This is a genomic window from Pseudomonas urethralis (assembly GCF_021602465.1).
Classification (GTDB): Bacteria; Pseudomonadota; Gammaproteobacteria; order Pseudomonadales; family Pseudomonadaceae; genus Aquipseudomonas; species Aquipseudomonas vlassakiae.
This window is the reverse complement of record NZ_BQIJ01000002.1, coordinates 45,273-67,410: the sequence shown is the minus strand read 5'-3', so window position 1 is coordinate 67,410 and position 22,138 is coordinate 45,273. Positions and strand designations below refer to the sequence as shown.

The 22,138-nt window shown below is 62.8% G+C and carries 28 protein-coding genes; 19 read left to right on the top strand and 9 right to left on the bottom strand.

The annotated features are described in order from the left end of the window. The first annotated feature begins 4 nt into the window (after nucleotides 1–4). From L6D64_RS03055 to L6D64_RS03015, 9 genes are all read left to right on the top strand, one after another. The gene (locus tag L6D64_RS03055; protein ID WP_099815469.1) at nucleotides 5–640 is read left to right on the top strand and encodes a hypothetical protein; all 636 of its coding nucleotides are present in this window, start codon (nucleotides 5–7) and stop codon (nucleotides 638–640) included. 151 nt (nucleotides 641–791) lie between these two features. Next, entirely contained in the window at nucleotides 792–1,355 is a 564-nt protein-coding gene (locus tag L6D64_RS03050; RefSeq protein WP_099815468.1) for a hypothetical protein, read from the top strand. A gap of 84 nt (nucleotides 1,356–1,439) precedes the next feature. Next, nucleotides 1,440–2,069 carry a hypothetical protein gene (locus L6D64_RS28410; RefSeq protein WP_096010127.1) on the top strand — a complete coding sequence of 210 codons (630 nt, stop codon included), beginning with the start codon at nucleotides 1,440–1,442 and terminating at the stop codon, nucleotides 2,067–2,069. Beyond that, entirely contained in the window at nucleotides 2,066–2,287 is a 222-nt protein-coding gene (locus L6D64_RS03040; RefSeq protein WP_099815467.1) for a hypothetical protein, read from the top strand. The genes L6D64_RS28410 and L6D64_RS03040 overlap by 4 nt, the downstream gene beginning before the upstream one ends. Next, on the top strand, nucleotides 2,284–2,595 hold the full coding sequence (locus L6D64_RS03035) for a DUF551 domain-containing protein (protein ID WP_099815466.1): 312 nt from the start codon (nucleotides 2,284–2,286) through the stop codon (nucleotides 2,593–2,595). Before L6D64_RS03040 ends, L6D64_RS03035 begins: the two co-directional genes overlap by 4 nt. Next, entirely contained in the window at nucleotides 2,592–3,011 is a 420-nt protein-coding gene (locus tag L6D64_RS03030; RefSeq protein ID WP_176506146.1) for a DUF2591 domain-containing protein, read from the top strand. The genes L6D64_RS03035 and L6D64_RS03030 overlap by 4 nt, the downstream gene beginning before the upstream one ends. Nucleotides 3,012–3,054: 43 nt before the next feature. After that, nucleotides 3,055–3,273, top strand: coding sequence for a hypothetical protein (locus L6D64_RS03025; protein ID WP_099815464.1), 219 nt, complete (start codon nucleotides 3,055–3,057; stop codon nucleotides 3,271–3,273). A 51-nt stretch (nucleotides 3,274–3,324) separates the two neighbouring features. Beyond that, entirely contained in the window at nucleotides 3,325–3,801 is a 477-nt protein-coding gene (locus tag L6D64_RS03020) for a hypothetical protein (protein WP_099815463.1), read from the top strand. Between the two features lie 37 nt (nucleotides 3,802–3,838). Continuing rightward, a complete protein-coding gene (locus tag L6D64_RS03015; protein WP_099815462.1) occupies nucleotides 3,839–4,117 on the top strand; it encodes a pyocin activator PrtN family protein in 279 nt (92 codons plus the stop codon). Here L6D64_RS03015 and L6D64_RS03010 read toward each other — a convergent pair. After that, complete coding sequence (locus tag L6D64_RS03010) at nucleotides 4,086–5,228, bottom strand: site-specific integrase (protein WP_099815461.1); 1,143 nt, start codon at nucleotides 5,226–5,228, stop codon at nucleotides 4,086–4,088. The two genes, L6D64_RS03015 and L6D64_RS03010, sit on opposite strands and share 32 nt — an antisense overlap. Nucleotides 5,229–5,327: 99 nt before the next feature. Between L6D64_RS03010 and dusA the strand changes: the two genes are divergently transcribed. From dusA to L6D64_RS02995, 3 genes are all read left to right on the top strand, one after another. Beyond that, nucleotides 5,328–6,338 (top strand): tRNA dihydrouridine(20/20a) synthase DusA, encoded by a 1,011-nt coding sequence (gene dusA / locus L6D64_RS03005; RefSeq protein WP_176506145.1) that lies wholly within the window; start codon nucleotides 5,328–5,330, stop codon nucleotides 6,336–6,338. A 295-nt stretch (nucleotides 6,339–6,633) separates the two neighbouring features. Beyond that, on the top strand, nucleotides 6,634–7,560 hold the full coding sequence (gene tal, locus L6D64_RS03000) for a transaldolase (protein ID WP_176506144.1): 927 nt from the start codon (nucleotides 6,634–6,636) through the stop codon (nucleotides 7,558–7,560). A 96-nt stretch (nucleotides 7,561–7,656) separates the two neighbouring features. Then, the gene (locus L6D64_RS02995; protein ID WP_176506143.1) at nucleotides 7,657–9,498 is read left to right on the top strand and encodes an alkaline phosphatase D family protein; all 1,842 of its coding nucleotides are present in this window, start codon (nucleotides 7,657–7,659) and stop codon (nucleotides 9,496–9,498) included. Nucleotides 9,499–9,637: 139 nt separating this feature from the next. Here the strand turns inward: L6D64_RS02995 and rssC are convergent, their stop codons facing one another. Together rssC and rssB are read right to left on the bottom strand one after the other, a co-directional pair. Then, a complete protein-coding gene (rssC, locus tag L6D64_RS02990; RefSeq protein ID WP_027919583.1) occupies nucleotides 9,638–10,120 on the bottom strand; it encodes an anti-sigma factor antagonist RssC in 483 nt (160 codons plus the stop codon). Further along, a complete protein-coding gene (gene rssB / locus L6D64_RS02985; RefSeq protein ID WP_176506193.1) occupies nucleotides 10,117–11,301 on the bottom strand; it encodes a two-component system response regulator RssB in 1,185 nt (394 codons plus the stop codon). Before rssB ends, rssC begins: the two co-directional genes overlap by 4 nt. A gap of 270 nt (nucleotides 11,302–11,571) precedes the next feature. On the opposite strand from rssB, the gene L6D64_RS02980 reads away from it, so the two are divergent. After that, nucleotides 11,572–11,871, top strand: coding sequence for a PilZ domain-containing protein (locus L6D64_RS02980; protein ID WP_176506142.1), 300 nt, complete (start codon nucleotides 11,572–11,574; stop codon nucleotides 11,869–11,871). 51 nt (nucleotides 11,872–11,922) lie between these two features. On the opposite strand, the gene L6D64_RS02975 is transcribed toward L6D64_RS02980, so the two are convergent. After that, entirely contained in the window at nucleotides 11,923–12,630 is a 708-nt protein-coding gene (locus tag L6D64_RS02975) for an MlaA family lipoprotein (protein ID WP_054883510.1), read from the bottom strand. A 189-nt stretch (nucleotides 12,631–12,819) separates the two neighbouring features. Here L6D64_RS02975 and L6D64_RS02970 point away from each other — a divergent pair, with 189 nt between their 5' ends. Then, the gene (locus tag L6D64_RS02970) at nucleotides 12,820–13,383 is read left to right on the top strand and encodes an HAD superfamily inactivated hydrolase PcrP (protein ID WP_176506141.1); all 564 of its coding nucleotides are present in this window, start codon (nucleotides 12,820–12,822) and stop codon (nucleotides 13,381–13,383) included. A 123-nt stretch (nucleotides 13,384–13,506) separates the two neighbouring features. After that, nucleotides 13,507–13,770, top strand: a complete 264-nt coding sequence (locus L6D64_RS02965) for a DUF4404 family protein (RefSeq protein ID WP_054883508.1) — start codon at nucleotides 13,507–13,509, stop codon at nucleotides 13,768–13,770. Nucleotides 13,771–13,809: 39 nt separating this feature from the next. On the opposite strand, the gene queF is transcribed toward L6D64_RS02965, so the two are convergent. Further along, nucleotides 13,810–14,640: an NADPH-dependent 7-cyano-7-deazaguanine reductase QueF gene (queF, locus tag L6D64_RS02960; protein WP_176506140.1), complete on the bottom strand. Its 831-nt coding sequence runs from the start codon at nucleotides 14,638–14,640 to the stop codon at nucleotides 13,810–13,812. Between the two features lie 68 nt (nucleotides 14,641–14,708). Further along, nucleotides 14,709–15,236 carry a cupredoxin domain-containing protein gene (locus L6D64_RS02955; RefSeq protein WP_176506139.1) on the bottom strand — a complete coding sequence of 176 codons (528 nt, stop codon included), beginning with the start codon at nucleotides 15,234–15,236 and terminating at the stop codon, nucleotides 14,709–14,711. A 151-nt stretch (nucleotides 15,237–15,387) separates the two neighbouring features. Here L6D64_RS02955 and cinR point away from each other — a divergent pair, with 151 nt between their 5' ends. Together cinR and L6D64_RS02945 are read left to right on the top strand one after the other, a co-directional pair. After that, nucleotides 15,388–16,068: a two-component system response regulator CinR gene (gene cinR / locus L6D64_RS02950; RefSeq protein ID WP_176506138.1), complete on the top strand. Its 681-nt coding sequence runs from the start codon at nucleotides 15,388–15,390 to the stop codon at nucleotides 16,066–16,068. Then, on the top strand, nucleotides 16,068–17,411 hold the full coding sequence (locus L6D64_RS02945; protein WP_176506137.1) for a heavy metal sensor histidine kinase: 1,344 nt from the start codon (nucleotides 16,068–16,070) through the stop codon (nucleotides 17,409–17,411). The genes cinR and L6D64_RS02945 overlap by 1 nt, the downstream gene beginning before the upstream one ends. A gap of 40 nt (nucleotides 17,412–17,451) precedes the next feature. Here L6D64_RS02945 and L6D64_RS02940 read toward each other — a convergent pair whose 3' ends face one another. Genes L6D64_RS02940 through L6D64_RS02930 form a run of 3 tightly spaced genes read right to left on the bottom strand, consistent with a single transcriptional unit; the run spans nucleotide 17,452 to nucleotide 20,694 of the window. Then, nucleotides 17,452–18,693 (bottom strand): lipoprotein-releasing ABC transporter permease subunit, encoded by a 1,242-nt coding sequence (locus L6D64_RS02940; RefSeq protein WP_176506136.1) that lies wholly within the window; start codon nucleotides 18,691–18,693, stop codon nucleotides 17,452–17,454. Between the two features lie 59 nt (nucleotides 18,694–18,752). Beyond that, entirely contained in the window at nucleotides 18,753–19,436 is a 684-nt protein-coding gene (gene lolD, locus L6D64_RS02935; protein ID WP_176506135.1) for a lipoprotein-releasing ABC transporter ATP-binding protein LolD, read from the bottom strand. Nucleotides 19,437–19,443: 7 nt separating this feature from the next. Further along, on the bottom strand, nucleotides 19,444–20,694 hold the full coding sequence (locus L6D64_RS02930; RefSeq protein WP_054883502.1) for a lipoprotein-releasing ABC transporter permease subunit: 1,251 nt from the start codon (nucleotides 20,692–20,694) through the stop codon (nucleotides 19,444–19,446). 93 nt (nucleotides 20,695–20,787) lie between these two features. On the opposite strand from L6D64_RS02930, the gene L6D64_RS02925 reads away from it, so the two are divergent. Continuing rightward, nucleotides 20,788–21,372 carry a PilZ domain-containing protein gene (locus tag L6D64_RS02925; RefSeq protein WP_176506134.1) on the top strand — a complete coding sequence of 195 codons (585 nt, stop codon included), beginning with the start codon at nucleotides 20,788–20,790 and terminating at the stop codon, nucleotides 21,370–21,372. A gap of 30 nt (nucleotides 21,373–21,402) precedes the next feature. Then, nucleotides 21,403–22,119, top strand: a complete 717-nt coding sequence (locus L6D64_RS02920; protein ID WP_176506133.1) for a glycerophosphodiester phosphodiesterase — start codon at nucleotides 21,403–21,405, stop codon at nucleotides 22,117–22,119. The last annotated feature ends 19 nt before the right edge of the window (nucleotides 22,120–22,138 follow it).

Here is a 22,138-nt window from a genome sequence, read left to right as displayed (position 1 = left end):
AACCATGAAGACCAAACCACCATTGGCCGAGCGCGCAGTTGCCGCGCTTGCCCGCTACGAGCGCGCAGCCGGCGAACTGGGCGCTATCAAGAAAGGGATCGTCGCTCACCTGGAGAAGTGCCCGATCACCATTGAGGCCTATCAAGGAAGCAGCATCCATGGCGAGTACCGGCATCAAAGCCAAGAGGACCACGACCGGCTGTGGGATGGGTCTCGTGTTCGCCATCACCTGCACCAGGTTCTGAAGATGAAAACCACTGACGGCGGCGACTGGGACAGGGAGCGCGGCTTGCATGACTACGAGATCAAAGACGAGTTGCGCGGCCTCAGCTTCGAAGATGGAGATCCGTACAAGTGCGAGCACTGCCTTGCCGCCTGGATGCTGATCGAGCGCCGGAAGCTGGTGCGCCAGGAGTTGGGACACGCCAAGCGCTTGGTCCGGGCCCTAGGCAAGATTGCCATTCAGGCAGAGCCTGCTGAGCCAGAGCGGTCCTGTGCTGCCAGGGAATGCCAGCAGCCCCGCACCGACGGGACGATGTTCTGCGGCGAGCACCGGTCGGTGAAAGACCGCAGGCCCCAGCGCGCCATCACCAACGAGCAGCTGGCTCACATGATGCAGCGGGACGGGTATCAGCAATGACCGCCCTCCGCCGCAAGACCGTTATCCGCGGCTGCCCCATGCAGCCGCTAGACCTGCCGGCCCGCTGCGACATCTGCGGCAAGGGCCGAGCCCACGGCAACCACACCAAATGCAGCGCCGAACGCCAGAGGCGGGCTCAGGAGAAGCAATCGTGAAAACTGACGGACTTATCAAGAGCATTGATGCGCTGCTATCGCTTGATGCGCGCGGTGCGCTGGTTCCACACGGCATAGGCGACTTGGCACGCGAACTGCTGGAGAAATGCGCCGAGGCGTTGACCCAGCCAGCCGAGCAGAAACAGGGCGAGCTTGAGCGGCTACGCGAACATGTCGGAGCCTATGAGGCGTCACGCGCTCGATTGCATGAATGGCTTCGGAAAGAGCAGCTGAAGAACATTGCGCTGCGCTCCCAGCTGGCCGAGCAGGTGTCCCTGTTGCGCGATATGCATGACAGTCCGTATCACTACATCAGAGACTTCAAGCCACGTATCGACGCCGCTCTATCCGCCAGCGCAGAGCCGGTAACACCTCAGAGTGAGCCAGAGAAGCCCAGCCGTTGCACCAGCTGCGACAACTGCCAAGGCTTCAACACCGGGCACGACAGCAGCCAGCAGTTGCCCTACAGCATCCGCTGTGACAACTGCCACAAAGAAGCCCGAGCGGTTGATCACTCCGGCCTGACCAGAGCCTGGAACGCGCTAAATCAGAGCGAATGACCGCAGGAGTACAAATGTACTCCACCCAGCTGTAACCCCTCTCCCCTCTATTCACTGCCGCGATATGGCGGCCAAGGCGAAGCTATGTCTCAAGCAAAGGAACGCCCGATCTTGTTCAGCGGGCCGATGGTCCGCGCCATTCTGGAAGGCCGGAAGACGGTCACCCGCCGAGCGGTAAAGATTCAGCCCCGGTCGAAGGGCGATATCGGCAGATACGGCCTTGGCCAGCCATTCATACGCCACCCAGACCCGACTAAGCGCAACCCTGAATGTCCGTACGGTCGGCCAGGTCACCGCCTGTGGGTGCGCGAGAGCTGGGTGGCAGATGCCCAACTCGACTCGATCGCGCCGCGTGACCTGAGCCAGGGCGAGCCAATCCTGTACCCAGCAGATGGAAGCGTCCGTCAGACAGGATGTGCAATGGTCTCGCAGGGCCGAGGGCGCCCATCGATCCACATGCCCCGCTGGGCCAGCCGCATCCTGCTGGAGATCACCGACGTGAGCGTCGAGCGCCTGCAGGACATCAGCGTGCAGCAGGTCCGCGAGGAAGGCTGCGAGGTCCGCGAGTTCTGGCTATTCGGTGCAGACGCCGAGAAACGTCAGCAGATAGCCGCATCCGTGTTTGGCGGCTTGTGGAAGGACATCAACGGCCAGGAAAGCTGGGACGCCAACCCATGGGTCTGGGTTGTCGAGTTCAAGAGGGTCCAGCCATGACCCGCCTCGCCCTCTGCCTCCTGCTGATGGCCACCCTGGCCGGCTGCGACTTCGAAGTCTGCATCGATGCCTCCGGCAAGAACTGCAGCCAGGCCCGCGCCAGCACCTGCGAGTTCAGCGCTGAAACACGGCGCCAGCTCTCCCCGCACGAAACACAACCCGAACCTACACCCGCACTGGCGCCTGGGCGCTGGATTGATGAGAGGTATCAGCTGTGAGCGAATGGATCAAATGCAGCGACAAGCTGCCGGAAACCGCAGTCAACTCCGACACCACCTTCATCGTCGCTGTCTACCGCAGTCGAACGGACAAGACCTACGTGTTCGCAGCGGAATGGCTGAACGAGAAGCTACTCAATACCGATGATGACGAGCAGCCTGAAGAAGGCACGCCCTTTACTGGTTGGTATTCGCTCGAGCCGCACGACGACTTCGACGAATACTGGATGCCGCTTATTGATGCTGGATCAGGGGATGAGGTGACCCACTGGCAACCCATGCCTGCCCCGCCGAGCACCCAACCATGAACGACCTGATGGAAGTGAAGACGGCAGACCTGGCCGGCGAGGCGCTTGGGTGGGCGGTCGGCAAGGCGGAGGGCCTGGACGTGTTCCTGGCCCCTCCGCAGTACGGCAACCCCTGGCGGGTGTTCGCCCGGTACCAGGCCAGCGCCACCGAGCACACCAAGCGCTACAACCCTTGGGAAGACTGGGCGCTGGGCGGGCCGCTGGCTGTGAAGTATCAGGTGTCGATAATCCCGGAGGCGCATGAAGGACCCGAGGGAACCGAGATGTCGCAGCGCTGGCGGGCCAGCGTTTATTACAGGGCCGGCGAGCACTACGGCACGGAATATTGCGACGCCGCCCTCGTTGCCACGTGCCAAGCAGTTGTTGCCACCGAGTTCGGCGATACCGTCCAGGTGCCGAAGGAGCTGCTGACATGATCGCCATCGCCTTCGTCGCCTTCCACCTTTGCAGGTGGCCACGATGACCTGCATCCGTATCGAGCACGGCTTTGTCTGCCGGTCACCGTTCTACCGCCTGCCACTGGCCGACGGAACCCGGGTGTTCATGAGCTGGCATAACTACCTCGGACCGACGTTCTTCCGCGATCGCCATGAGCAGCGCGAGATCGAGGACTGGTATGACAACCCGCTGATCTGCGACGCGCTCGACTGGTTCTGCAAGCGCGGCAATCGCGCCTAACCCCTCCCCCTACAACTCAAGCCCGCCGACATGCGCGGGCGAGGATTACCTATGTCCGCAATCAACCGATTCCACGAAGTTGCCAACGATGCGCTGGTGATGATCAGCGACAACCTGGTGCCAGAAGCCAAGCTGACCCTGGCGATCTACATACCAGGAAAGCCAGAACAAGACATCGTCTTGATGGGTCCTGGCTCGAACCCTGACGAGGTCGTGAACACCTTGCGCCGGCGCAGCGGCCTCAGCCTCGACGGCGATAACGCCTATAAGCGCGGGATTTGCGATGTGGCCGTGGGCTCCATGGCGGCCGGAAAGCAGAACAACAACCCTCCGCCAGCCGGCCACTGGGGGCAACGCTTCTGGGAAATCGGCCGGGCCGAAGGCGAGGCCCAGGAAAAACTGTTGGCAGCCCTTGAACATCTGGTCGCCGTGACAACCCCTGACGCCAATGACCAGATCGGCGCCAAGGAAGAGCACCTGGCCTCCCTCGAAAATGCACGCACGCTGATCCGCATGCACCGATCCTGACCATCAACTTGCCGCCGCCGGCGGCGCGGAGACACTTATGAATACCGCATTCCTGCTGATGGCCCAGTACAACGGCCGGGCCATCATCCCCATCGACCTGGTCTGCAAGGACTTCTTCGATATCACCCCAACCAAGCTCAAGGCCAAGGTGGCCCGCGGCGAAATCAATCTCCCGCTGGTCTGGATGGAGTCGAGCCAGAAAGGCGCACGCGGTGTGCACCTGAACGACCTGGCCGCTTACATCGATGACCAGCACGCCAAGGCCAAGGCCGAGCAGGACAAACTCATGGGGCGAGGCCAGCGGCGAGCCTCTTGACCTTCCTTGGGGCCTCGATAACGGGGCCCGTTACCACCTCTTCCAGCATCTCCCACCCTTCATAGGGGTCTCCCTTCCCCCGCAGGTGCGTATAGCGCCGCATCGAGTTCCAATCCCGGTGGCCCGACACGCTGGCCACGCGCGGAATATCCCACCCCTTTTCGAACAAGCGGCTTACGCCATCGTGGCGCAGGTCATGGAAGTGCAAGTCTTTGATCTGCAGGAAATGACAGGCCCTAGTAAACGATGCCGATATCGACCGGTGGTTGTACGGGAACACCTCGTCAGCCACCTTGGGCATGGACTGCAGAATGCGCCAGGCTTCGTCTGGCATGTGGCACCACACGTCGTTGCCGTACTTCTGACCCGGGTTTTTCATGTCTGTGATCAGCGCCGACTGCTCCTGGTCATTGAGCGCATCCCAGCGTATCCGCGTGATTTCCTCCTGGCGCCGGGTCGAGAACAGTGCGAACACCACCACGCGCACCATGTCGATCTCTTGCCGCCTGGCATCGCGCACCTTCTGGAAGTACTTGATGATGCGCTCCAGCTCGTCCCGCGTCGGCCGGCGGTTGCGCTCGACGCTCTTGGTCACGGCGCCCATCTTCTTTAATACGCGCCGGGCATCTGGCATGGCCAGCGGATCGACCTCATAGCCCCAAGCCGGCCTGGCCACCGACAGGACAGCGCCAAGGTGCGCCAGGTCGTTGCCGACCGTCTGCGGCTGGATACCGTCCTTCTCGATCCGGTCCATGGCGTAGTCCACCAGCTTCTGGCTGGTCAGGTCCTTGTCTGCCACTTCACCAAGCCAAGTTTCGCCAATCGCCTTGAGGGTTGCGCGCTTGGTCTTGCCCAGCGGCCGCAGCTTCTCGTACTCGACCAGGTACTGGTCGATCATCTGCTTGACGGTCACGCCCTTGCGGTTCGCCTTCTCAATGGCCCCAGGCTCGTACAGTTCGGCCTCGCGCTTCCTGATCCAGGCCTGCGCCGTCGCCTTCCGGTCGAACGTCTGGCTTTCCTGATAAACTGCCTTCCCTTCCTTCATGATTCGGATCTGGGCCGTAAAGCCCGAAGACCCGTCCTTGCGCTTGCGCTGCGTGATGGTTCCCATTATTTGCTACACGGCTGTTTGCGGTTGCTACATTGTAGCAAGCGCAGTAGCAAAACCAGCAAGAACCAGAATAAAGCGGCAACAAACAGAGATAGAGAAATGCAGCAGATACAAGCAGGAAACCCCGGAACCTCAAGCGATACAGTAGTTAGGAGGTTTTCTGTTGCGCCGATGATGGATTGGACTGACAGGCACTGCCGGTTCTTCCTGCGCCTGCTCTCCAAGCACACCCTGCTCTACACCGAAATGGTCACCACCGGCGCCTTGCTGCACAACGACGCCCACCGTTTCCTGCGTCACGACGTCTCCGAGCACCCGCTGGCCCTGCAACTGGGCGGCAGCGTGCCGGCCGACCTGGCCGCCTGCGCCAAGCTGGCTGAGGAAGCTGGCTACGACGAGGTCAACCTCAACGTCGGCTGCCCGAGCGACCGGGTGCAGAACAACATGATCGGCGCCTGCCTGATGGCCCACCCGGCGCTGGTAGCCGATTGCGTGAAGGCCATGCAGGATGCGGTATCCACGCCCGTGACGGTGAAGCATCGTATCGGCATCAATGGCCGTGACAGCTATGCCGAGCTGTGCGATTTCGTTGGCCAGGTGCGTGAGGCCGGCTGCCAGAGCTTTACCGTGCATGCGCGGATCGCGATTCTCGAGGGGCTGTCGCCGAAGGAAAACCGCGAGATCCCGCCGCTGCGCTACGACGTGGCTGCGCAGCTCAAGGCTGACTTCCCGGACCTGGAGATCGTGCTCAATGGCGGGATCAAGACGCTTGCGGAGTGCCAGGCTCACCTTGAGACCTTCGACGGCGTGATGCTGGGGCGCGAGGCGTACCACAACCCTTACCTGCTGGCCGAGGTGGATCAGCAGCTGTTTGCCAGCGAAGCGCCGGTGGTGAGCCGCAGCGAGGCACTGGAGCAACTGCGGCCTTATATCGTGGCGCACATGGAGAGTGGTGGCGCAATGCATCACATCACCCGGCATATTCTGGGGCTTGGCCAGGGGTTCCCTGGGGCGCGGCGGTTCCGGCAGTTGTTGTCGGCGGATATTCACAAGGCGGCGGAGCCGCTGAAGGTGTTTGATCAGGCGGCGGAGTTGATGCAGGGGCGTTGATCCTCAGGCATGACACCGACCTGTGGGAGCGGCCTTGTGTCGCGAAAGGGCTGCAAGGCAGCCCCAGCAATCTATGCATTGTCACTAAAATCGAGGGGCCGCTTTGCGGCCCTTTCGCGACACAAGGCCGCTCCCACAGAGGCCAATCGCGTCGCATACATGGGGGCCAGGGAACCTCACGCCAGCTGCCGACTCGAATCATCACCTTAGGCAATTCCGCCCGGCCCCACTGGCCTCTTGAGCGCCCGTCGGGCCTCGGGTAATGTCGAGTAAATGCACAGGACAGAGCACGCCCATGACCTCCAAGCTGGAACAACTCAAGCAGTTCACCACCGTGGTTGCCGACACCGGGGACCTGGATGCCATCACCCGCCTCAAGCCGGTCGATGCCACCACCAACCCCTCCTTGCTGCTCAAGGCCGCGGCCATCCCGGGCTACGCCGAGCTGCTCAAGCAGGTGAAGGCCGATGCCAAGGGCGATGTCGACCTGGCCTGCGACAAGTTTGCAGTGGCTGTGGGCGCGGGCATTCTCAAGGTCATTCCCGGGCGCATTTCCACCGAAGTGGATGCGCGCCTGTCGTTCGATGAGCCGGCACTGCTGAACAAGGCACGCCAGCTGGTCGGCCTGTACGAAGCCGCAGGGGTGTCGAAAGACCGCGTACTGATCAAGCTCGCTTCCACCTGGGAAGGCATCCGCGCCGCCGAGAAGCTGGAAAAGGAAGGCATCCAGACCAACCTGACCCTGCTGTTTTCCTTCGCCCAGGCCCAGGCCTGCGCCGACGCCGGGGTGTTTCTGATTTCGCCATTCGTAGGCCGCATCTACGACTGGTACAAGAAAAATACCGGCCAGGAATACGTCGGCGCCGAAGACCCGGGCGTACAGTCGGTCACTCGCATCTACAACTACTACAAGGCCAATGGTTACGACACCGTGGTCATGGGCGCCAGCTTCCGCAATCTCGGCCAGATCGAACAGTTGGCCGGCTGTGATCGCCTGACCATCAGCCCGGACCTGCTGGACAAGCTGAGCAGCGACCAAGGCGAACTGCCGCGGGTTCTCAAGCCGGGCAATGCCGGTGAAACCAAGCAGGTGCTGGACGAACGCCAGTTCCGCTGGGCGATGAACGAAGATGCCATGGGCACCGAGAAGCTGGCAGAAGGTATTCGCCAGTTTGCCCGGGACCAGGAAAAATTGGAGAAGTTGATGGCTGAAAAAGCCTGATACATCTAAGGTTTGCCAGGCGGGCGGGAAGTGTTCAGCATTTTCCGCCCGTTTCGTTTCAGCGGGCTGTGAACGCGTTCCGAACCCAAAGGCAAAATGACCTCATCCCCCTTGCCCCTCGTACTCGCCGGCCCGGTACTGCGCCGCCTTGAACCGCAAAGGCTGGCCATCTGGCTGGTCGGCAGCCAACCCCTGCAACCTGAATTCATCTTCGACGGCACCGCCAAGGTCGATTGCCAGGTCGTTGCCGTCGGCCAGCACGCCTTCGTTCACCTGTTGGACGTTCACTTCGCCGAGCCCCTGCCGCGCAACGTCGCCATCGCCTATGACCTGCTGATCGACGGCCAGGGCGTTGCCGGCTGGGCCCCGCATCTGCTCTACCCCGGCCGCCAACGCCCCAGCCTGGTGCTGCGTGACCGCCTCGATCAGTTGCTGCACGGGTCCTGTCGCAAACCGCATCACCCCGCCGCCGACGGCCTGCTCTGCGCAGACCGCCTGCTGCAGGCCTGCCCACGACCGGAAGACCGCCCCGCCGTGCTGTTGATGACCGGCGACCAAATTTATGCCGACGACGTCGCCGGCCCGATGCTACGCGCCATTCATTCGCTGATCGAACGCCTGGGGTTGTTCGACGAAGCGCTGGATGGCGCAGTCGTGACCGACAGCCAGGCGCTCTACCGGCATGCTGCCAGTTACTACCATCGTGCCGACCTGCTGCCGGCCCAAGCACGCAACGAAACCCTGCGCGAACGCTTCTTCGGCGGCAAGCGCAAACCGATATTCTCTTCCAGCAACGCCGACAACCACCTGGTGACCTTCGCCGAAGTCATGGCCATGTACTTGCTGGTATGGGCGCCCGCGCCCTGGCACCTGGTGGACCTGGCCATGCCTGCCGGCCTGAGCCAGCAAGACCAGGCACGCTACCGTACGGAACTGCCGCTGATCGAAGCTTTCGCCGCCAACCTGGGCGACGTGGCACGGGTGATGGCGCACCTGCCCTGCCTGATGATCTTCGATGATCACGACATCACCGACGACTGGAACCTCTCCGCGCAATGGGAAGAAACCGCCTATGGCCACCCCTTCTCGCGGCGAATCATCGGCAACGCGTTATTGGGCTACCTGCTGTGCCAGGCCTGGGGCAACGACCCGGATGGCTGCAACACGCTGATCGGGCAGTGCCAGGCGCTGAGCCAGCAGCAGGATAAGCTGATCGGTGAGCTCCTGCGCTTCCAGGGCTGGCAATACAGCCTGCCCAGCGAGCCGCCGCTGCTGGTGCTGGACACTCGCACCCGCCGCTGGCGCAGCGAGCGCGACCTGGACAAGCCGTCCGGCCTGCTCGACTGGGAAGCGCTGTGCGAGCTGCAACAGGCGTTGCTGGACCACCCTTCGGCGATCATCGTGTCACCGGCACCGATCTTCGGCGTCAAGCTGATCGAAACCGTGCAGCGGATATTCAGCTGGCTGGGCTACCCGTTGTTGGTGGATGCCGAGAACTGGATGGCCCACCGCGGCGCAGCGCAGGTGATCCTCAACATCTTCCGCCATTCGCGCACGCCAGGGCACTACGTGATCCTCTCGGGCGATGTGCACTATTCGTTCGTCTACGAGGTGCTGATCCGCCATCGCCAGCGCAGCCCGCATCTCTGGCAGGTGACCAGCAGCGGGATCAAGAACGAGTTCCCACGGCGCTTGCTGGACGTGCTGGACAGGCTCAACCGCTGGCTTTACTCGCCACGCTCACCGCTGAACTGGTTTACCAAGCGCCGGCAGATGGAGGTCGTGCCACGCACGCCCAGCCGCAGCAAGGCCGGGGAGCGGTTATGGAATGGCGCGGGGTTGGGGCAGGTGATCTTCGATGAGCAGGGGCGGCCGGCGCGAGTGTTCCAGCTGAGTGCGAATGGCAGTGAGGCGACCGAGTTTGCGCGGCGAGAGTGACTGACCTGGCGGAGTTGTGGAGGCTTTGCTGGCCTCTTCGCGGCTAAAGCCGCTCCCACAGGGATATCACCTCTCTTGAGGCCTGTGGTGTACCTGTGGGAGCGGCTTTAGCCGCGAAGAGGCCGGCACAGGCTGCAGATCAGGTCCGCTCCAGTGCATTCACCAGGTCGTGGAAGGCTTCGCGGTTGGAGTCATTGAGCCCCATGAGGATCTTGTGCGCCTCCAGCACCTTGGAGCGTACCACATCTTCGTTCTGATCTTGCGACGGCAGGTCGGTCAGGCACTCGGGGCGTGGCACCGGGCGATCGACGATGTTGAACACCTGGTCGAAGCCCATCGATTGCAGCAGCCGCGAAATATCCGGGTTGGTGGTGACCACGGTCGGCAACAGGCCCACCTTCTGCCGCGACAGGATCGACAGCTTGGCCAGCAGGCCCAGGGTGGTGCTGTCGATGCTTTCGGTTTCGGTCAGGTCGATGACGATGGTCGAGAAGTTCAGCGCGGTGAAAATCTTCTCGATCGTCGCATCCAGCGCCGAACACAGGGTAAGGCGCACTTCACCGACGAATTTCAGCACAAAGGTACCGCTCTGCTCGGCGAACTGGATTCTACCGGTACTCATTGAAGGTTCCTGCTCAACACCAATAGGGCGATATCATCCGGCATCTCCCCAAGCGTAGCCAATCCGAATCGTTGGCGCAGCCCATCCAGGCTACCCCCCGCCGCCCTGACGATATCCGGCAAGGCAGCTTCTTTATCTTTGAGCGTATGCCCCGGCAAAAGGTCCAGAATGCCGTCGGACATCAGGCTCAGGCTGAACTGCGGCGGCAGCTCGATCACCAGGTCCTGGTAGCTCGCTTCGTCGAACAACCCTACCGGCAGGCCTCGGCCTTCCAGATAGCGGGCTTGGCCGGGGGTAAACAGCACCGGCAGCGGCAGGTGGCCGCCCACGGCATAGGTCAGCAAGCCGGTTTCTTCGTCGATCACGCCACCGACCATGGTCACGTGCTTGCCCAGCTTGCAGTTGATCAAACCACGGTTGATGTGGCTGAGCACTTCCGAGGGCTTGAACTCGCGCAGCTTGCTGTTGCGCTTGAATTCGAACAACAGCCGTGTGGTCATGAACTTCAGCAGCACCGTGACGAACGCCGACGACGCGCCGTGCCCCGAGACATCGGCCAGGTAGAAGGCAATGCGCCGCTCATCCACGCGGAAGTAGTCGGCAAAGTCGCCCGACAGGTACAGCGATGGAATGATCTGGTGTTCGAAAGTGAATTCGCCCAGCTTCCAGGGGCTTTCCGGCAGCATGTTCATCTGCACTTGGCGACCAGCGGTCTGGTCCTCCTGCAACAGGTGCAGGCTGGCCTCCAGCTCGCGGTTGGCCGCTTCCAGCTTGTCGCGGTAGCGCTGGTTTTCCAGCACCAGGCGCGAACGGTCAAGCGCCCGGCGTACCGAGTGCTCGAGCACGGCCAAGTCTTCCAGCGGCTTGATCAGGTAGTCGGCGGCCCCCAGGCGCAAGGCCTCGACCGCGTCGCTCATCACGCCGGCACCCGAGACCACGATAACCGGCAACTGCGGCGCACGCTCGCTGATCTGGCGGATCAGTTCGAGGCCGCCCATCTGCGGCATGCGCAGATCGCAGATCACGAGGTCGGGCTGGTGTTCTTCAAAGACCTGGAGCCCCTGCTGGCCATTACCGGCCTGGAGGACGCTGAAGCCACTGTCTTCCAGATAGGCGGCGAGGCTCGCACGGACCACGTCGTCATCATCGATGATCAGCAGCGTTGCACTGATTTTCTGCATGTGGGCGAACGGCGCCGATTTGGGGTGGTGCAGGGGCGTCTGCAAGGCTGACATCCAACTGCTGGAATACTCTGTGGTAACGCTCTACTTGAGTTGTAGGCCAAGAACGCGGCCCAGGCAACCAGTCGAGCTACCTCGTAAGGCGCAGACGGTACTCCCATCCGCCAGGCGTTTCAAGCATACGTCGGTCGAGTTCGCTGCTCTTTACAGGGTAAATCACCGAGAGTTATAAAAACGCCAACCAGTACTACCTATTGGGAAGGATGCAGCATGCCTCATACGCCCTCCAGCCACAGCGAAAAACGCGATTTCATCCGCATGCGCATCGACACCGAGGTCAGCCTGCTGCATGAGGGGCAGGTCATCGCGGCGGTCTGCCTGGACCTTTCCAACGGCGGCATGCAGGTGCAGGCGCCGCAGCAATTCAAGGTGGGTGCCCCCTTGGAAGTGCGCATCGAATCCGATCACCCCGCACTCAAGGGCTTGCATGCCAGCACCGAAGTGGTGTGGATCGCCAATCAACCCGGCGGGCAGCAGAAATTTGGCCTGCGCATCCTGGCCATGCATTGAGCCGAAATGAAAACGGCGACCCGAAAGTCGCCGTTTTCATGCCTGCCAGGATCAGAAGTCGTCTTCGACTTCGCCATCCTTGACCTTGAACTCGCGGTTCTGCAGGTAGGCATTGCGGATGAAGATGTACTTGTCTCCCTGGATCAGCTTCTCGGCCGACAGCAGGCTGGCGCGCGTGTCGACCACGTTGAGGGCGAAGATCGAATTGCGCACCGGCACGTCGTTGATGTAGCGGTAGGGTTCGGTATAGGAGTCCGGGTACTTGGCCAGGCCGTCACGCACGGTGCTCGGGCCGAGTAGCGGGATCACGACGTATGGACCGCTGGGCACGCCCCAGTGACCAAGGGTCTGGCCGAAGTCTTCGTCGTTGCGCTGCAAGCCCATCTTGCTGCCGACATCGAAGAAGCCACCGATGCCGAACACGGTATTGACGATCAGCCGCGCTGTGTCGACGCCTGCCGCGTGGGGCTTGAATTGCAGCACGTCGTTGGCCAGGTTGGTGACATCGCCAACGTTGTTGAACATGTTGTGGATGCCATCCTGCAAGAACTGCGGGGTGACCCACTGGTAGCCCTTGGCCAACGGCTTGAGGCCATAGGTATCGATCGCATCGTTGAAACGGAAGATCGGGCGGTTGACCGCTTCCCAGGGATCTTCCTCGGTGGCGGCATGGGTGGCTGCCACGGGCGCCAGCAACAAGCTGGCGCAGACACAGGCCTGGGTGACTCGTTCGATCACACCGGCACCGATCCTACGCATAGATGTTTCTCCATCGAAATTCTCGGCCGCAAACGCCACGTGAGCGCTGCTGTACGGCGGCAGTATAGAGCCTTGTACGCTGATAAACAGCTTTACACATTTTTGCTCAATAATTTGTGAACAACTGTTGCCCGTCACGGCACGGTAACAATCGTCCAATAGGCTGCGGATTATTTCAGGGACGTTACCATGCTCGCTGCACCCGCCATTACCGCTGTGCTGTTCGGCCTGCGCGGTTGCCTGGTCCAGGCTACCGACGGCAACCCCCTGCCCGCCCCCGGCGCCCTCGAAACCCTGGCCGGCCTGCGCCACGCCCAGGTGCCGTGCATCTGGCTGGACGATCTCGGCAGCCTGCAAAGCAGGCGCCTTGCCAGCGTTCTCCCCGCCTGGCTGCCGGGCCACTCGGTCAATGGTGTGCACTGGCCGGCGCCAAACGCCTGCTGGCAGGCCTTGATGAGCCTGGCCAGCGAACGCCTGGAAGGTTGCGTGCTGGTCAGCAGTGAGCCAAAGCTGCTGCAATCTGGCCTCAACGCCGGCTTGTGGACGGTGGGCCTGGCGGCCTGCAGCCCCTCGTGCGACGCCTCCTCCCGGCAATGGCAGGCGATGACCCAGCAAGAGCAGGACCTGGCGCGTGGCAAGGCCACCCTGGCGTTGTTCAGCCTGGGGGTACATTCGGTGATCGACCACCTCGATGAGCTGGACGCCTGCCTTGCCGACATCGCCCTGCGTTGCAGCAAGGGCGAAAAACCCTGACACAGCGCCATTGATGCCGATCATGCAAAGCGCCAGCGAGTGGATTACGCTAGGAGACAGGCGAGAACCTTTGCCGCTTCGCTGAGGTCCATGCCTTGCCAAGCCATTGATGGAGAACAGCCAATGCCTGCCCGCGAATTGCAAGAGCGCTTGAACAGCCTGCGCGAGCAACTGGACCGCAACATACCGCTTACGGATGAAGAACTGGCCGCCTTGCACGAAGAGGCCAGGCAGATCGAAGCGCAGTTGAAGCTCGAGGAAGCCACGCCGGACAACAACGTGGTTGACGGGGTGAACCTGGCGATCGAACGTTTCGAGGCCGATCACCCGGACTTGACTGCCACGCTGCGCAGCATCGCCAACTCGCTGCACAGCATGGGGATCTGAAACATCAGGGGCCGCTTTGCGGCCCCGACTACCTGGATATTACTGCCGAACCAGTCGCCGGTTCACCGGGCTGATCGCTCCGGTGCTGCGGTACGGGTTGATATCCAGCCCACCCCGGCGCACATACCGCGCATACACGGTCAGGTGCTCAGGCTGCAGCAGGTTCTTCAAGTCCAGGTAAATCCGCTCGACGCACTGCTCATGGAAGTCGGCATGCTGGCGAAAGCTGATCAGGTAGGTCAGCAGGCTGGCATGGTCCAGCGCCCTGCCCTTGTACTCGACCACCACGCTACCCCAGTCCGGCTGGCCGGTCACCGGGCAATTGGATTTGAGCAGGTGGCTGTGCACGGTCTCTTCGACGATGCGCTCCGGGTGGCAGCTCAGCAGCTCCGGTTGCGGCTGCTCGTAGTTGTCGATCGCCACATCCAGCGCATCGATGCACTGCCCAGGCAACGCGACCACGCCTTGGGCCTCCACTTCTGCCAAGGTCCGCACCTGCACAGCGACGGGTTTGCCAGCGGCCGCCGACAGGTCTTTGACCAGGCACGCCTGGAGCTCGCCGATCGAGGCAAACACGGTCTGATTCAACGAGTTGAGGTAGAGCTTGAACGACTTCGACTCGATGATGTTCGGCGAATCGGCCGGAATGGCGAACTCGCCGATGGCCACCACCGGTTTGCCCGAGGGCAGCAGCCACGACAGCTCGAAGCAGTTCCAGTAGTCCACGCCCTGCCACGGCAAAGTCTGGGCAGTCACACCCAGCTCAGCCCACTTGGCCGTGCGCGGGATCGGGAACAGCAGCGAGGGCGTGTAGGTGGCGATGTATTCGCTGGACTTGCCCAGCGGAGAGTGTTCGGCGGCGGGATGCATGGAAACTGACCTGGAGGTTCGAAATTGCCCCTAGTCTACCGGTTTTGCACCCCGCCTTGGAGTGCCAGTCACTCGATGGTCAGCTCACCGACCATACCGGCCTGGTAATGCCCCGGCACGTTGCAGGCGAATTCGATCGGCGCCGACTTGCGGAACGTCCAGGTCAGCTCGGCGCGCTGGCCAGGCTGCAACAGCACGGTATTGCCGCCGTCGTGGCCATGGGCACCGTGGTCCATCGGCTTGGCGGGTGCATGGCCCATCTGCGAATGGTCCATGCCCTCATGCTGCATGGCAGCGTTGTACATCTTGCCCTGCATGGCGATCATTTCCTTTTGGTGTTCGGCATGCATGGCCTTGTCACCGAGGTTGAACTCATGGGGCAGCTTGCCTTCGTTGATCAGCACGAAGCGCACGGTCTCACCGGCTTTGACGTGCAGGTTCCTGGGCTCGAAGGCGATGTCCTTGAGCACCACTTCGACGGTGCGGGTGGCCTTGGCCGCCGGAGCGGGCTCACCGAAAGCGAAGGTTTGCGCCTCGCCAGCCAGGGTGGGCAGGCTGACCAGGGCCAACGCGGCGGCGACGAACAGGTGTTTCATGATGACTCCGAAAGATCACGGCGGGATGACACCACTCTAGAAAGGCACGGCTGGCGCTTGGCTGACAGGGAGATTACAACTTTGTCAGCTTGGGCGAGCAGACGCATCGTCACGTATCATTTCAGCCAACACCCGACCCTTTGGGAGCACCATGAAACTGCTGATCGTCGAAGACCAGGCCCGCACCGGCCAGTACCTGAGCCAGGGCTTGAGCGAAGCCGGGTTTGCCACCGAACTGGCCACCGACGGCGAAACCGGCCAGCACCTGGCCCTGACCGGCGACCACGACCTGCTGATCCTCGACGTGATGCTGCCCGGGCGTGACGGCTGGCAGATTCTGCACGCGGTGCGCTCTGCCGGGCTGGATACCCCGGTGCTGTTCCTTACCGCCCGCGACGCCGTCGAAGACCGCGTGCACGGCCTTGAATTGGGCGCCGATGACTATCTGATCAAGCCCTTCGCCTTCTCCGAGCTGCTGGCCCGGGTCCGCAGCCTGCTGCGCCGCGGCGCCAGCCCCAGCCAGGACACCACCCTGAGCCTGGCCGACCTGCGCCTGGACCTGATCCGCCGCCGCGCCGAACGGGCGGGCACACGCATCGACCTGACCGCCAAGGAGTTCGCCTTGCTCGAACTGCTGCTGCGCCGTCAGGGTGAGGTGCTGCCCAAATCGCTGATTGCCTCGCAAGTGTGGGACATGAATTTCGACAGCGACACCAACGTGATCGAAGTGGCGGTCCGCCGCCTGCGCCTGAAGATCGACGACCCGCACCCGAACAAGCTGATCCATACCGTGCGCGGCATGGGCTATGTGCTCGAAGAGCGTCACGACTGATGCGCAGGCTTTCCCTCGGCACGCGCCTGGCGCTGCTGTTTGCCGCCTGTACCGCCGCCGTGTCGCTGGGCGCGGGGCTGCTGTTCAACCGCGCCAGCGAGCAGCATTTCGTCGAACTGGACCAGCAACTGCTGGAGTCGCGCCTTTCTCTGTTTCGCAGCCAGCTCGCTGGCCTGCAGGGGCCGGGCGAACTGCAAGGCCGCCTGCCTGCCCTGCGCAACGAGCTGAGCCATCAGGCAGACCTGGCGCTGCGCATCGCTGGCCGCGACGGTGCGACCTGGTTCGCCAGCCGTGACAGCCTGCCTGGCACGCCGTCAACGCCGGGGCTTTCGACCCTTCACGCCGACGGCATCGATTATCGAAGCCTGTCTGTGCCGCCGGACGCTCAGACGCCTGCGCAACTGACGCTGTTTCTCGACATCACCCATCACCAGCACTTCTTGCAAGGCATGCAGCGCCTGATCTGGCTCACCGTCGGGCTGTCAGCGCTGGCCACCGCCCTGCTCGGTGCCTGGGCCGCACGCAGTGGCCTGCGCCCCTTGCGCCAGATGGGCCGGGTGGCCGCCAGCGTGTCGGCGCGCTCATTGACCACGCGCCTGCCGGTGGCGCAGATGCCCGAGGAGCTGGCAGAGCTGGCCACGACCGTCAACGCCATGCTGCAGCGCCTGGACGACGCCTTCCAGCGCCTGTCGGCGTTCTCCGCCGACATCGCCCACGAGTTGCGCACGCCGCTGTCGAACCTGCTGACCCACACCCAGGTCACCCTCACCCGCCCGCGCAGCCTGGAGGAGTACCGCGAGGCACTGCATGGCAACCTCGAGGAACTGCAGTGGATGGCGCAGATGATCAACGACATGCTGTTCCTCGCCAAGGCCGACCACGGCCTGTTGGTGCCAGGGCAAACAGCCCTGGCCCTGCACGATGACGTGGACGCACTGTTGGAGTACTACGCACCGCTGGCCGAGGACACTGACGTGCAATTGCTGCGCGAGGGTGAGGCGATCGTGCAAGGCGACCGGCCTATGCTGCGACGGGCGCTATCCAACCTGCTCGACAATGCCCTGCGCTTCACCCCGCCAGGCGGGCAGATACGGGTGACGCTGGAGCCGGGGTCGCGGATTTGCGTGGCCAATACCGGGGCAGCAATTGAACCGTCAGCGTTACCGCGCCTGTTTGATCGTTTTTACCGGGTGGACCCGGCGCGGCGGGAAGGCAGCAGCGAACATGCGGGGTTAGGGTTGGCGATTACCCGTTCGATCGTGCAGGCCCATGGCGGCAGCATTGCGGTGCAGAGCCAGGGGGGCTGGACACGCTTTGTGATCGAATTACCTGAAACCCGGTGAAAGCGGGGCTGCTTTGCAGCCCCCGCGCCTCAGGCAAACATCAAACTGCCAGGCCGATGGCCGGCTGCACCTGCGACGCCCGGTAAGCCGGGTAGATCGTTGCCATGAAGCTCATCACCAGCCCCGCCGTGCAGATCATCAGCACATCCCCACCCTGCAGCTCGGACGGCAGGCTGCTGACGAAATAAACGTCGGAAGTGAAGATGTGCTGCCCGCTCACCCGCTCCAGCCAGCCAACGATCTGGCTGACATTGAGCGCTGCAAGCACCCCGAGCACACCGCCGATCAGGGTGCCGACAATGCCGATCAAGCTGCCCTGGACCATGAACGTGCCCATGATCTGTGCCGGCGTGGCACCCAGGGTGCGCAGAATGGCGATGTCCGGGCCCTTGTCGTTCACCACCATCACCAAGGTGGCGATGATGTTGAATGCCGCCACCGCGATGATCATCAGCAGCAACAGGCCGATCATGGTCTTTTCCATCTTCATCGCGCTGAACAGGCTGCCTTGGGTGTGCGACCAGTCGTCGGCACGGTAGCGATCGCCCAAGCTGGCAGCGATCGACCTGGACACCTGTGGTGCGGCATACAGGTCATGCAGCTTCAGGCGCACACCCTGGACCTGGCCCGGCGCCCAGCGCTGCATTTCACCGGCATCGGCCACGTGAATGTAGGCCTGCGAGCCGTCCAGTTCGGCACCGACCTTGAAGATGCCGACTACGGTCAGGCGCTGCATGCGCGGGGTGATCCCACCTGGCTCCTTGCTGATTTCCGGCACGATCAGGGTCAGCTTGTCGCCCGTGTTGAGGCGGAAGCGCCGTGCGGTCAGTTCACCGATGACCACACCGTATTCACCCGGCTGCAGGTCCTGCAGGCGACCCTGGACGATGTGCTGGCCGACGATCGAGACCTTGCCTTCCTCGGCCGGGTCGATGCCGCTGACCTGGATCGGCTGCATCGCACCCTTGTAGGAGAGCATGCCTTCCATCTCGGTGATCGGCGCTGCGGCCATCACTGCCGGGTTCTGCAGCGCAGCGTCGGCCGCCTGGTGCCAGTCGTCCAACGGTTGCACGCCAAGGATCGAGGCATGCGGCACCAGGCCGAGAATGCGCGAGCTCATTTCACGCTGGAAGCCGTTCATCACCGACAGCACCACGATCATCGCCAGCACGCCCAGCGACAGGCCGATCATCGAGGTCATCGAGATGAACGAGATGAAGTGGTTGCGGCGCTTGGCCCGGGTATAGCGTGCGCCGATGAAGATGGGCAAGGGTCTGAACATGTAGGAAACACCCAATTAAAACGGGAAAACGGGGCAGCGCTGCCACCCCGTGCACTCGGTCAGATCGCCACCAGGTGGCCGTCGTCGAGCTTCAGCACGCGGTCCATCTGGCGCGCCAGGTTGAGGTCATGAGTCACCACCAGGAAGGCGGTACGCGACGCACTGGACAGCTCCTGCATCAGTTCCTGGATGCCCTGGGCGGTGTGATGGTCGAGGTTGCCGGTCGGCTCGTCGAGCATCACCAGGCCCGGGCGGTTGACCAAGGCGCGGGCGATCGCCACGCGCTGGCGCTCGCCACCGGACAGCTCGGCCGGCTTGTGGTGCAGGCGATGGCCCAGGCCGACCCGCTTGAGCAGCGCCTCGGCACGCTCACGGGCTTCCGGGATGGCGGTGCGGCCGATCAACAGCGGCATGCACACGTTCTCCATGGCGGTGAACTCTGGCAACAGGTGGTGGAACTGGTAGACGAAACCCAGCTCGCGGTTGCGCAGCAGGCCGCGGGCGCGCTCGCCAAGGGCCGACAGCTCTTCGCCGGCCAGCCATACGCTGCCCTGGGTCGGCCGGTCGAGGCCACCTAGCAGGTTGAGCAAGGTGCTCTTGCCCGAGCCCGAGCTGCCGACGATGGCCACGCGCTCACCAGCGTGCAGTTCCAGATTGAGCCCGGACAGCACCTGCACCGACTCCGGGCCCTCGTCGTAGGACTTGCCCAGGTTGCGGCAACTCAGAACGGCTTTATCACTCATGCGCGACTCACTCATAACGTAGCGCCTCTGCAGGCTGGGTGCGGGCCGCACGCCAGGCCGGGTACAGGGTGGCGAAGAAACTCAGGACCAGCGCCGCACCACAGACCATGTAAACGTCCTGGGCCTGGATCTGCGACGGCAGGTAATCGATGAAGTAGACGTCGGCGTTGAGGAACTTGTGCCCGATCAGTTTCTCGATGCCGGCGATCACTGCGCTGACATTCAGCGCAGCGACGATCCCGACCACGGCGCCGATCAGGGTGCCGATCACCCCGATCACCGTGCCCTGGACCATGAAGATCAGCATGATTTGCCCGGGCGTGGCACCCAGGGTACGCAAGATGGCGATATCGCCGCGCTTGTCGTTGACCACCATCACCAGGGTGGAAATGATGTTGAACGCCGCCACCGCGACGATCAGCAGCAACAGCAGGCCGATCATGGCCTTTTCCATGCGGATCGCCTGGTACAGGTTGCCGTGGGTGCGGGTCCAGTCGCGGCTGTAGTATTCCTGGTCGCCCAGCTGCTGGGCGATGCTCCAGGCCTCTCGCGGCGCCTGGAACAGGTCGTCGAACTTCAGGCGCAGGCCCTGCACCTGGTCCGGCTTCCAGCGGTGCAGGCGGGACAGGTCGGTGATGTGGGTCAGGCCCAGGTAGCCGTCGATCTCGCCAGCGCCGACGTGGAAGGTGCCGACCACGGTGAAGCGCTTCATGCGCGGGAACATCCCGGCCGGGGTCACGCTGACCTCGGGGGCGACGAAGGTCAGCTTGTCGCCGATGGCGACGCCCAGCTTGGCTGCGGCCTTGTCGCCGATCATGATGCCCCACTCCCCCGCCGCCAGCTTGTCGAGGCTGCCTTGCTGGATGAAGTTGTCGATGATCGACACCTCGCGCTCGCGCGCCGGGTCGATGCCATTGAGCAACACCTTCTGCACCTTGCCATCATGGGTCAGCAGGCCCTGCATCTGCGTGTACGGAGCAACCGCCAGCACGTGCGGATTCTGCTTTACTTGTTGGGCAAGGGCAGACCAGTCGTTGATCGGCTGGCCACTCTCCAGCGTGGCGTGGGGGATCATCCCCAACACGCGGGTACGCATCTCGTGGTCGAAACCGTTCATGACCGAGAGCACCACGATCATCACCACCACGCCCAGGGCGAGGCCGATCATCGAGGTCAGGGAAATGAACGAGACGAAGTGATTACGGCGCTTGGCACGGGTGTAACGCGTACCGATGAATGCGAAAAGAGGTCTGAACATGTCGGGGCTTGTTCGGATGAAAGGGAACGTCCTTGTGGCGAGGCGCCTACGGCGGCTTTACACTCGGACCACCGCCGCAACCATGGGTTCGCCATGACGACATTAGACGAAGAAGATCGCCGCGAATACTACCGCATCGAAGATCGGATCGCACTGGAAATCAGCCCCCTCAGCGCGGCCGAAGCCCTTGAAGCAGAACTGTTGCAGGATGATTCGCCGCTGTTCAACCTGCTCAGCGAATTACACCTGTCCGACTTCGAGTCGCAGCACCTGCTGCGCCAACTGAGTGAGAAGGACCGCACCCTGGCAGCTTTCCTGCGGGCGCAGAACAAGCGCCTCGACCTGCTCAGCGCCGTGGTCGCGCAAACCCTGCTCGGCGAAATCGGCCAACCACAACGGGTGATCATCTCCGAAGGGGGCATCGAATTCGCGCAACCGCAGCAGATCGCCCCCGGCACCCGGGTGAAAGTGAAGATGGTGCTGATGCCACGCGCCCACGGCCTGCTGCTACGCGGCAAGGTCACCCACTGCGACCGGCGCCCGGACGGCGATTTCGAGGTTGGCACGGAATTCACCGACATGACCGATGCCCAACGGCAACTGCTGGCCCGCTACATCCTGCAACGCCAACAGCAGCAACGGCGCCAGCAACTGGAACAAGACGGCCCCGCCTCCTGAGCCCTATCCCCCTGATTTGAAGGAACGAACGTGACCCTGATCTATGGCCACCGCGGCGCCAAGGGCGAAGCCCCCGAAAATACCCTCAAGAGTTTTCAGCAGTGCCTGTCCCACGGCGTGACCCGCTGCGAACTGGACCTGCACCTGTCGGCCGACAACGAGCTGATGGTCATTCACGACCCTACGCTCAAACGCACCACCGGCCGGCGTGGCAAGGTGGTCGAGCACCCGGCTGCCGAACTGGTCCGGATCGATGCACGCAAAGGCGGCCCGGGCCATGTGCAGCCCTGCCCGATCCCGAGACTCGAAGAACTGTTCGAGAAATGCCCGTTCGAGCACTGGCAGCTGGAGGTCAAGAGCGCCTCGCGCACCCGTGCCGCTACCACCGTGCTGGCAATTCGTGAGCTGGCGCAGCAGTACGGCTTGCTGGACAAGGTGACCATCACCTCCAGCTCACGCGAAGTGCTGGGCGCGGCCCAGGAACTGGTGCCGGATGTGAAGCGCGGGCTGGTAGCCGAATACGCCTGGCTCGACCCGTTGAAGGTCGCGCACAACTACCAGTGCGAGCTGCTGGCATTGAACTGGACACTGTGCACCCCTGAGCGCCTGCTCAAAGCCCAGGGTCAGGGCTTGCACGTGTCGGTGTGGACGGTCAACGAACCGGCACTGATGCGCCGGCTCGCTGATTTTGGCGTGGACAGCCTGATTACAGACTTTCCCGGTTTGGCCAAGACCACCCTCGGGTAGGGCTGAAATCGGTCTCCCC